The sequence below is a fragment of the Kitasatospora sp. NPDC093679 genome, from assembly GCF_040683455.1.
Lineage (GTDB): Bacteria > Actinomycetota > Actinomycetes > Streptomycetales > Streptomycetaceae > Kitasatospora > Kitasatospora arboriphila.
The window spans coordinates 1-9,948 of sequence record NZ_JBFBDW010000105.1 but is presented as its reverse complement, the minus strand read 5'-3'; the positions used below and the strand labels follow the sequence as shown (position 1 = coordinate 9,948).

Genomic DNA, 9,948 nt, shown 5'->3' with positions numbered 1-9,948 from the left:
GCCCGGCGGGCGAGAGCGACAGCAGGTTGCGCCGCCCGTCCGAGGGGTCGCGGCGGCGGAGCACCAGGCCGCGCCGGACGAGCCGGCTGACCATCTCGGCCATCGTCGCCTTGTCCAGCGAAGCGAGTTCGCCGACGGTGCGCTGGTCCGCACCCGGCTCCGTCTCCAGCGCCTCCAGCACCGCATACTGGGGCGCGGTCAGCTCGGCGCCGACCTTGTCGGACCAGAGCTTGGTGTGCACCTGCTGGGCCACCCGGATGAGGTAGCCGATCGCCCGCTGGGCGTCGAGCAGCGGGCGCGCGTCGGTCAGCGCCGCGACCGCGGCCGGTTCCAGCCGGGCTATCTTGGCCATGACCCGGACGATCTCGATCTGCTCGTCGGGGGTGAGCGGCTCGAAGAGCGTCCGCTGCACGCGGACGACTCCGCCGGTGGCCTCGCGGACCGCCTGGGCGCCGTTCTGAGACAGGGCCAGCAGCTTGCGCCGGCCGTCGGCCGGGTCGCGCCGGCGCAGCACCAGGCCGCGTCGGACGAGTCGGGCCACCATCTCGGCCATCGTCGCCTTGTCCAGCGAGGCCCGTTCGCCCACGGTGCGCTGATCGGCACCGGGCTCGAGGGCGAGCGCGAGGAGCACGGCGAACTGCGGAGCCGTCAGATCGGCTCCGACGTGCTCGGACCACAAGCGGGTGTGCACCTGCTGGGCCACTCGGATGAGGTGGCCGGGCGACTGCTGCAGTCGACCAGCCACTCGGGTTGTCGGGATCTCCCCCAGCACCATGAAATCCGTCCCGGTGTCACGCTCGGTGTGTGTGGGACACCCGAGCGGGGCAGTAACGGCGAGTAAGCGTCCCGCTGTGTGGGAGGGCGCGTCAGCCGTGCAGCCGGTGGCTGCTGGCGCACACTATACAAACGGTTCAGCCGCCCTGGCAGGCAGGGGCTGATAGTAGTCGCATGTTCGGCAAAGTTGGCATATTTCCGCCATCTGTCGGGCCCACGACAGGTCGGGTTTCGCCCGTCCGGCCGCTGCCTGCCCTCACCCTCCGTCACCTGCGGCTCTATACCCTGGCCCACGAGACTACCCGCCGGTAGGGTGTCGCCGCAGCGCGCTGTGTACCACCTTTCGCCCCGGGCTCACCGGCCGGGGCGCGCGGGGAGGCCGCCGCCCCCGGTGCCGGCCTCCCTCCCCTCCGAGAGAGACGAGTACGAGCATGACCGAACAGTCCCCCGCCACCCGGGTCGCCGTCGTCACCGGTGGCGCCCGCGGCATCGGCGCCGCCACCGCCCTGCGCCTGGCCGCCGACGGCTACGCCGTCGCCGTGGTCGACCTGGAGGAGTCCGCGGGCAAGCAGACCGTGGACGCCATCGTGGCCGCGGGCGGCCGTGCGCTCGCCGTCGGCGCCGACGTCTCGAACGCCGAGCAGGTGCAGGCCGCCGTCGACCGGATCGCCGCCGAACTCGGCGCCCCCGTGGTGCTGGTGAACAACGCCGGCGTGCTCCGCGACAACCTGCTCTTCAAGATGTCCGAGTCCGACTGGGACACCGTCATGAACGTGCACCTCAAAGGCGCCTTCCTGATGACCCGTGCGGTGCAGAAGCACATGGTGGACGCCGGCTTCGGACGGATCGTCAACCTCTCCTCCTCGTCCGCCCAGGGCAACCGCGGCCAGGCCAACTACTCGTCCGCGAAGGCCGGTCTGCAGGGCTTCACCAAGACCCTGGCGATCGAGCTCGGCAAGTTCGGCATCACCGCCAACGCGGTCGCCCCCGGCTTCATCGCCACCGACATGACTGCGGCCACCGCCGCCCGGGTGGGCATGGAGTTCGAGGCGTTCAAGCAGGCCGCCGCGACCCAGATCCCGGTGAACCGGGTCGGCACCCCCGAGGACGTCGCCCACACCATCTCCTTCCTGGCGAGCGAGGGCGCCGGCTTCGTCTCCGGCCAGGTCGTGTACGTGGCCGGCGGCCCGCTCGACTGACCCGCGGACGGGTGCTGCGGACCGCACCGCGGCGACCGGCGCGGACGTGCCGGTCGCCGCGGTGCGGAAGAAGCCCGAGCGTCGCAGTGCGCACAGGCCCTCCGATGGTCCACACTCGGTAGCAGACGTCCGCTGCCCGAGGAGGGCCGCGGAGCCGCAGCCGGCCGGTCGCCGACGGCACGGTCGGCACTCGTACCACTGGAGGCCTCCATGTCCGAGTCCACTGACAGCCGATCGATGCCCACCCCGGACCACCTGCTCCACACCGGGGCGGAGCACCCCGTCGACCCCGAGGACCTGGTGATGGCCTCCGGCCGCACCCCCACGCCGGAGCTCATCGAGAAGGCCCGGCAGGACCTCCAGAAGTACGGCCGGGTCGCCGTGGAGCGCCTGCTCCCCTGATCTGGAGTCCGTACCGCCGCCGCCGAGAGGCCCCGCGCCCGCGGGGCCTCTCGCGTTCCGCCGCCGCGGCTCCGGCGGGGGAACCGGCGGTCCCGGCCCGGCCCGGACCGCCGTGGTGCAGCGGGTAGGGTCTCTGGGGTGCGAGTCCTGACCGAATCCCCCCTCGACCGGCGGTCCGCGGCCGTCCCGCCGGCGGAGCCGGCCCGGGCGCCGATCGGCCGCGGGCGCGTGCTGCTGATCGCCGCCACCGCTCTGGTGTACGCGGCGGTCGTGGTCGGGGTGCTCGCCGACACCGCCCTGGTCCGCTTCGACTGGTGGCTGGAGCTGCTCAAGCCGTACAAGCGGTGGCCCGAGGTGCGGCCGCTGCTCGACGTGTGGATCGTGGCGGGCCAGCGCGGCCCCTCCGCGGTCGCCGCCTGCCTCTGGCTCGGCTGGCGCTCCTGGCGCAGCCGGACCGTGCGGCCGCTGCTGGTGATGGGCGCGGCCCTGCTGCTCCTCAACATCACCGTGGGCGGCGTCAAGATCGTCACCGGTCGGCTCGGCCCGCACTACGCGCACGTCATCGACTCCCCCGAGCTGTTCGCCGGAGGAACGATCTTCCCGTCCGGGCACACCGCCAACGCGGTGGTGACCTGGGGCGTCCTCGCCTACCTGGCGGTGCGGTGGCGGCGCACCGGGGCGGTGCTGGCCGGGCTGACGGCGGCGTCGATCGGCCTCACCACCGTCTACCTCGGCACCCACTGGATCTCGGACGTGGTGGCCGGCTGGACGGCCGGCCTGCTGGTGCTGCTCGCCCTGCCGCTCGCCGAGCCGCTGGTGGACGCCGCGGACCGCCGGATCACCGCGCTGTACCACGGCCCGGCCCGCCGCACCGGGCGCTGACCCCGGGCCTACCCTGGAAGGGGGGCTGGAGGTGAGCGCCATGCGTCCGGCGAGGACACCCCGGTACTGGCGCAGCGGCACCGAGCCGGCGACCGCCCGCAGCGATCTGAAGCTGCGCTTCCTGCTGTCGGTGATGTTCCTGCCGGTGTTCGTGGCGATGACGGCCGGGTTCGCGCTCTGGGCCTCCCGCAGCACCGGCTCCGACCTGCCGAGCAGCGGTGCGCTGACGGGCTTCGCGGTGCTCTCCGGGGTGCTGACGGTGTTCGCCGCCGTGGACCTGTACGTGGTGGTCCGGCGCCGCCGCACCGAGCTGTGACGCCCGGCCCGGCGCTCGCCGCGGGGCGTCAGGGCACGCGGCGTCCGTCGCCCCGGCGGGGCCAGTCCGAGCGGGCTTCCGAACGGGTCGGCGTCGCGCAGTTCGGGCGGCAGCAGCTCCTCCGGGGCGTTCTGGTGGCTGACCGGGCGGAGCCGGCGCTCGATCGCGGTGGCGCCGACCGAGGCCGAGGTGCAGGAGCAGACCGGGTACCCCAAGTCCGGCCTGTACATGCTGCTGCGCACCCTGGTCGAGCTCGGCTGGGTGGAGACCGACGCGACCGGCACCCGCTACGGCATCGGCGTCCGCGCCCTGCTGGTCGGCAGCTCGTACATCGACGGCGACGAGGCGGTGGCCGAGGCCCGCCCGACCCTGGACCGGCTGGCCGACGACGCCGGCGAGACGATCCACCTCGCCCGCCTCGACGGCACCGACGTGGTGCACCTGGCGACCCGTCAGTCCCCGCACAGCCTGCGGCCCTTCACCCGGATCGGCCGGGCGGCTGCCCGCGCACTGCACCTCGCACGGCAAGGCACTGCCGGCCACCCAAACCGACGAGCAGATCCGCCGGCTGCTGCCGGAGGAGCTGGAGCCGCGCACCGAGCACACCCGCACCGACCGCGAGGAGCTCATCGCGAAGCTGCAGCGGGTGCGCGAGCTCGGCTACGCCGTGGACCGCGAGGAGAACACCCTCGGCGTGCGCTGCTTCGGCGTGGCGATCCCCTACCGGCATCCCGCGCGGGACGCGGTGAGCGTGTCGGTGCCGGTCGCCCGGTTGACCCCGGGCCGTGAGCAGACGATCCGCGACGCCCCGATGGACGCCCGCGACCGCCTCACCCTCGCCACCCGGCACCTCTGACCGACCGCTCGCCCCGCACCGCACCGGCCGGCGCGGGGCGGGGCGGCTCGTCCGACGGCCCGATCCCGGTCCACCCCTCCCCCGATCGCAGCGGGCATGACAGTCTGTCCGCCATGCGCACACGTTCCCTCACCGTGGCCGTCGCGGCCGCCGCCGTGATCGGGCTGGCCGGATGCTCCGGCTCCACCGGCTCCGCGTCGAAGGCCGACCCCGCCGCACCCGCCTCCGCCGCCCCGGCGGCCTCCGCCGCTCCGGCCGCCTCCGGCGCCCCCGCCGTGTCCGGGGCCGCAGCCTCCGGCGACGCCGCTGCCGGCACGCCGGCCGGCGCCAAGCCCGCGCCGCCGTCGAACGCCGGGCTGCCCGCCGAGCCGGACTCCGCGACCGCCGCCAAGCTGGTCGCGGCGCTGAAGGCGCTGGACCCGGACATCGTCTCGGCGGGGCCGGCGAAGACGGTGGAGGCGGCCCGCAAGCAGTGCCAGGCCGTCTACAACTACCCGAAGGACCACGCCAGGCTGGTCGAGGTGGCGGGCAGCACCTTCACCTCCGCCGCGCACCCGCAAGGCTTCGGCCCGGAGGTCTCGGAGAAGATCCTCGCCGCCGTGCAGGCCTCGGGCCTGTGCACCCGCATCTGACCCGTCGACAGCCGCGGGCCCCGACCGTCCTCCGGTCGGGGCCCGCGTGCGTGTCAGCCCGCCGGCCGCAGCAGCCGCACCGCCGCCAGGTCCGCGTCGAAGGCCGGGCCCGCGTGGTGGAGCCGTAGTTCGTCGGCGCCCGGGACGGCCCGCGGCGGGGCCCGCCCGGCCCGGCGACCACCGGCAGGTCGGCCGCGAGCACGGTGCCGGGCCGCCGGTGGGACGCGGCGAGCGGCAGGGTGCGGGCCGGGTCGGGCAGCACCGGCCCGTCGGCGGACTCCAGCACCCGGGCCGACGTCGGCGGCATCACCCCGGCCGTCCGCACCCTGCACCTCGCCGAGGCCATCGGCATGGACTGCGAGGTGCAGGGCAACGGCTCCGCCAAGCTCTCGCTGCTCGGCGCCACCGGCAACCGCCGGTACGAACGCGGGCTGCTCCACCCCCGCACCGACTTCGACGCCGTGCCGCCGCACCTCCACGCGATCGTGGACGCGATGGACGAGCATGGCACCGTCCGGCTCCCCGACCGGCCGGGCCTCGGCGACCACCTCGACCTCGACCACGTCAAGCGCCACACGATCACCACGGACCGACGATGCCACGGACCATCCTGCTCACCGGCGCGGCCGGCGGCGTCGGCAGCATGCTGCGCGAGCTGCTGCCCGCGTACGGCCACCGCCTCCGGCTCGCCGACCTCGCACCGGTCCCGGACGCCCCGGACGCCCTCGCCTTCGACCTGCGGGACGCCGGGGCCGTCCGGGCGGCCGTCCGCGGCGTGGACGCGGTCGTGCACCTCGGCGGCATCTCGTTGGAGGACACCTTCGCCCGCATCCTCGGCGCCAACGTCGAAGGCACCTACCACCTCTACGAGGCCGCCCGGTTGGAGGGGGTGCGGCGGGTGGTCTTCGCCAGCTCCAACCACGCCGTCGGCTTCACCCCGCTGCACGGCCTCGGCCCGGGCGGCCGGGGCCTGATCGGCACCGACGTGCCGCCCCGGCCCGACACCTACTACGGCCTGTCGAAGGTGTTCGGCGAGGGCCTGGCCCAGCTCTACGCCGACAAGTACGGCATCGACACCGTCTCGATCCGGATCGGCTCCTGCTTCCCGAAGCCGCGCTCCACCCGGATGCTCTCCACCTGGCTCAGCCCCGCCGACTGCGCCCGGCTGGTGCACGCCGCCCTCACCGCCCCCGTCGAGGGCCACGTGGTGGTCAACGGCATCAGCGCCAACACCCGCGCCTGGTGGGACCTGGCCCCGGCCCGGGCGCTCGGCTACGAACCGCAGGACGACGCCGAGGCGTACGCCGCCGAGGTGATCGCCGAACACGGCGAACCGGAGCCGGACGGCGTCGACGCCCGCTTCCTCGGCGGCGCCTTCACCGAGATCGAACCACCACGCTGAGCGGTCGGGTCAGGGCGCGGAGTTCACCGCCCGCCGACCGCCTGCTTGACCAGGGTGCGGCCGAAGTCCCACATCAGGCCGCTGCCGCGGTGCGCCTCGTCCATCACCCCGGTGAAGGCGTCGACGAAGCGGTCGACCTCCTTCTCGGTGATGATCAGCGGCGGGATCAGCTTGATCACCTCCAGGTGGTCGCCGGACACCTGGGTGAGGATCCGGTGCCGCTGCAGCAGCGGCACGACCACCATCTGCGCGAACAGCCCCTTGCGGGCGGCCTGCAGCGCCGTCCACCCGGTGCGCAGCTTCAGCGACTTGGGCCGGCCGAACTCGATGCCGATCATCAGCCCGCGGCCCCGCACGTCGGCCAGCAGCTCGTACCGGTCGACCAGTTCCGCGAGCCGGCCGCGGAACAGGTCGCCGACCTTCCGGGCGTTGGCCACCACCTGCTCGTCGCGCATCACGTGGAGCGTGGCGAGGCCGGCCGCCATCGCCTGCGCGTTGGAGCCGAAGCTGGCGGAGTGCACCAGCACCCGGTCCATCGACGAGTACACCTTGTCGAAGATCCAGTCCTTGCCGAGGGTCGCACCGATCGGCACGTAGCCGCCCGAGAGCGCCTTGGCCGCGCAGACGAGGTCGGGCCGCACGCCCTCCTCGTGCTGGTAGGCGAAGAAGTCGCCGGTGCGGCCGATGCCGGTCTGCACCTCGTCGCAGATCAGCAGTGCCTTGTGGGCGTGCAGCAGTTCCTGCGCGGCGTACAGCCAGCCGGGCGGGGCGGCGTGCACGCCCTTGCCCTGGATCGGTTCGACGATCAGTGCGGCGACGTCGCCCTTCTTCAACTCCTTCTCCAGCGCGCCGAGGTCGCCGAGCGGCACCGCGGTGTCCGGCAGCAGCGGCTCGAAGCCCTTGCGGAAGCCGCTCTCGCCGTTGACCGAGAGCGAGCCCGCCGTCAGGCCGTGGAAGGCGTGGTCGCAGTAGAGGATCCGCCGCCGGCCGGTGGCGCAGCGGGCGAACTTGAGCGCGGTCTCGACCGCCTCGGTGCCGCTGTTGCCGAAGAACACCCGGTCCAGGCCGGGGGCTTCGGCGAGCAGCCGCTCGGCGAGCAGGCCGGGGAGCGGGGCGCAGTCGAAGCGGGTGAGGTCGGGCAGTCCGAGGTCCATGACCTGCTGCACGGCGGCGCGCACCACCGGGTGGTGCCGGCCGAGCGCGAAGATCCCGAACCCTGCCAGCATGTCCAGGTACTCGTTGCCGTCGGCGTCGTAGAAGTACGGGCCCTCGGCGCGCTCGTAGTACTTGTCGAAGCCGATGGTGTGCAGCATCCGGGGCAGCTGCGGGTTGAGGTACCTGGCGTGCAGCTCGTAGCGCTCGGCGGCGCGGTCGGCGAGCAGGGCGGCGAGGTCGAGGCCCCCGGTGGGACGGTCAGCCGGCATGGTGCTGGTTCGCTCCTCGGATCGGTAGCAGCTGCTTGGCGTGGGCGGCGGTCTGGGCGGCGACGCCGGTGCCGGTGAGTCCGATCTCCTCGAGGATCTCACCGCGGCCGGCGTGCGCCAGGAACTCCTGCGGGACGCCGAGGTCGCGCAGCGGGGTGTCGACACCGGCGTCGCGCATGGCCTGGGCGACGGCGGCGCCGACGCCTCCGGTGCGGCCGTTGTCCTCGACGGTGACGACGAGCCGGTGGGCGGCGGCCAGGTCGACCAGGGCGGGGTCGACCGGCTTCACCCAGCGGGGGTCGACGACGGTGGCGGTGAAGCCCTCGGCGAGCAGCAGGGCGGCGGCGTCGAGGCAGGCGGGGGCCATCGCGCCGACGGCGACCAGCAGGATCTCGGGCGCGGGCCCGGTGCGGTGCAGCACGTCGACGCCGCCGACCCGTTCCAGGGCGGGCACGCCGGGGCCGAGGTCGCCCTTGGGGAAGCGCAGCACGGTGGGTGCGTCGGGGACCTCGACGGCCTCGCGGAGCTGGGTGCGCAGCTGTTCGGCGTCGCGCGGGGCGGCGAGCCGCAGGCCGGGGACGACCTGGAGGATCGACATGTCCCACATGCCGTTGTGGGAGGCTCCGTCGTTGCCGGTGACGCCGGCCCGGTCGAGGACGAAGGTGACGCCCAGCCTGTGCAGGGCGACGTCCATCAGCACCTGGTCGAAGGCCCGGTTGAGGAAGGTCGCGTAGACGGCGACGACCGGGTGCAGTCCGGCGGTGGCGAGGCCGGCGGCGCTGGCGACGGCGTGCTGTTCGGCGATGCCGACGTCGAAGGTGCGGTCGGGGTGGGCGGCGGCGAAGTCGGCGAGCCCGACCGGCTGGAGCATGGCGGCGGTGACGGCGACGACGTCGGCCCGTTCCCTGCCGAGTTCGACCATCTCGGTGCCGAAGACGGAGGTCCAGGAGGTCCCGCGGGAGGGCGAGACCGGCAGGCAGGTGTACGGGTCCATGGCGCCGACGGCGTGGAAGCGGTCGGCCTCGTCCTGTTCGGCGGGGCGGTAGCCGCGGCCCTTCTCGGTGATGCAGTGCACGATGACGGGGCCGCCGAAGCGCTTGGCGCGGCGCAGTGCCTGTTCGACGGCGCCGATGTCGTGGCCGTCGATCGGGCCGACGTACTTGAGGCCGAGGTCCTCGAACATGCCCTGCGGGGCGAAGGCGTCCTTGAAGCCCTTCTTGGCGCCGTGCAGGGCGCCGAAGATGGGCTGGCCGACGATCGGGGTGCGCTGCAGGGCCTCCTTGCCCCAGGCGAGGAAGCGTTCGTAGCCGCGGGTGGTGCGCAGGGTAGCGAGGTGGTGGGCGAGGCCGCCGATGGTGCGGGCGTAGGAGCGTTCGTTGTCGTTGACCACGATGACCAGGGGTCGGTCGTCGGCCTCGGCGATGTTGTTGAGGGCCTCCCAGGCCATGCCGCCGGTGAGCGCGCCGTCGCCGACGACGGCGACGGTGTGCCGGTCGGTGCGGCCGAGCAGTTGGTTGGCCTTGGCGATGCCGTCGGCGTAGCCGAGCGCGGTGGAGGCGTGCGAGTTCTCGATGAGGTCGTGGTCGGACTCGGCGCGCGAGGGGTAGCCGGAGAGGCCGCCGCGGCCGCGCAGGCGGCTGAAGTCCTGCCGGCCGGTGAGGAGCTTGTGGACGTAGGCCTGGTGGCCGGTGTCCCAGAGGATGCGGTCGCGCGGGGAGTCGAAGACGCGGTGGACGGCGATGGTCAGTTCGACCACGCCGAGGTTGGGTCCGAGATGCCCTCCGGTGCGGGTGACGGCGTCGATCAGGAAGTCGCGGATCTCGTCGGCGAGCAGGGGGAGGTCGCCGGCGGGCAGGCGTCTCAGGTCGGCGGGCCCCTTGATGGTGGACAGGAGTGACATGGCTTCACCTCGCGACTCGGTGGAGAGCGATGACCGTCTGTGTCCAGGGTGCGGCCGGTGCGGTCGGCTCGCCTGTTGTCCGGGGGCCCGCGGGGGGGGCGGGGGCGGCCGGCGGGCGGCGCCGCGCGGGGGGGCGGTCGGGGGGGCACACGGGCGGGCGC

At 74.0% G+C, this 9,948-nt stretch carries 9 protein-coding genes and 2 pseudogenes; 8 read left to right on the top strand and 3 right to left on the bottom strand.

Going from position 1 to position 9,948, the window contains the following annotated elements:
• The coding region (locus AB0O09_RS38390) for a MarR family winged helix-turn-helix transcriptional regulator (protein ID WP_363550379.1) at positions 1 to 745 on the bottom strand (745 nt) is incomplete at its 3' end.
• 460 nt (positions 746 to 1,205) lie between these two features.
• Between AB0O09_RS38390 and fabG the strand changes: the two genes are divergently transcribed.
• The 8 genes and pseudogenes from fabG (at position 1,206) to AB0O09_RS38350 (ending at position 6,463) form a co-directional block, all read left to right on the top strand.
• Complete coding sequence (fabG, locus tag AB0O09_RS38385; protein ID WP_363550376.1) at positions 1,206 to 1,973, top strand: 3-oxoacyl-ACP reductase FabG; 768 nt, start codon at positions 1,206 to 1,208, stop codon at positions 1,971 to 1,973.
• A 210-nt stretch (positions 1,974 to 2,183) separates the two neighbouring features.
• Entirely contained in the window at positions 2,184 to 2,375 is a 192-nt protein-coding gene (locus AB0O09_RS38380; protein ID WP_030272071.1) for a hypothetical protein, read from the top strand.
• Positions 2,376 to 2,513: 138 nt separating this feature from the next.
• Positions 2,514 to 3,257, top strand: coding sequence for a phosphatase PAP2 family protein (locus AB0O09_RS38375; RefSeq protein WP_363550373.1), 744 nt, complete (start codon positions 2,514 to 2,516; stop codon positions 3,255 to 3,257).
• 40 nt (positions 3,258 to 3,297) lie between these two features.
• Positions 3,298 to 3,573, top strand: a complete 276-nt coding sequence (locus AB0O09_RS38370; protein WP_359984347.1) for a DUF6343 family protein — start codon at positions 3,298 to 3,300, stop codon at positions 3,571 to 3,573.
• Positions 3,574 to 3,735: 162 nt separating this feature from the next.
• Positions 3,736 to 4,429, top strand: a pseudogene (locus tag AB0O09_RS38365) (IclR family transcriptional regulator).
• A 113-nt stretch (positions 4,430 to 4,542) separates the two neighbouring features.
• Positions 4,543 to 5,061, top strand: coding sequence for a hypothetical protein (locus tag AB0O09_RS38360; protein WP_363550370.1), 519 nt, complete (start codon positions 4,543 to 4,545; stop codon positions 5,059 to 5,061).
• Between the two features lie 203 nt (positions 5,062 to 5,264).
• A pseudogene (locus AB0O09_RS38355) lies at positions 5,265 to 5,606 on the top strand (enolase C-terminal domain-like protein); the annotation flags it as partial.
• A gap of 50 nt (positions 5,607 to 5,656) precedes the next feature.
• The gene (locus AB0O09_RS38350) at positions 5,657 to 6,463 is read left to right on the top strand and encodes an NAD(P)-dependent oxidoreductase (RefSeq protein WP_363550367.1); all 807 of its coding nucleotides are present in this window, start codon (positions 5,657 to 5,659) and stop codon (positions 6,461 to 6,463) included.
• Positions 6,464 to 6,486: 23 nt separating this feature from the next.
• On the opposite strand, the gene AB0O09_RS38345 is transcribed toward AB0O09_RS38350, so the two are convergent.
• Positions 6,487 to 7,887, bottom strand: coding sequence for an aspartate aminotransferase family protein (locus tag AB0O09_RS38345; protein WP_363550365.1), 1,401 nt, complete (start codon positions 7,885 to 7,887; stop codon positions 6,487 to 6,489).
• Complete coding sequence (gene dxs, locus AB0O09_RS38340) at positions 7,877 to 9,787, bottom strand: 1-deoxy-D-xylulose-5-phosphate synthase (RefSeq protein ID WP_363550362.1); 1,911 nt, start codon at positions 9,785 to 9,787, stop codon at positions 7,877 to 7,879. The genes AB0O09_RS38345 and dxs overlap by 11 nt, the downstream gene beginning before the upstream one ends.
• Positions 9,788 to 9,948 lie beyond the last annotated feature (161 nt).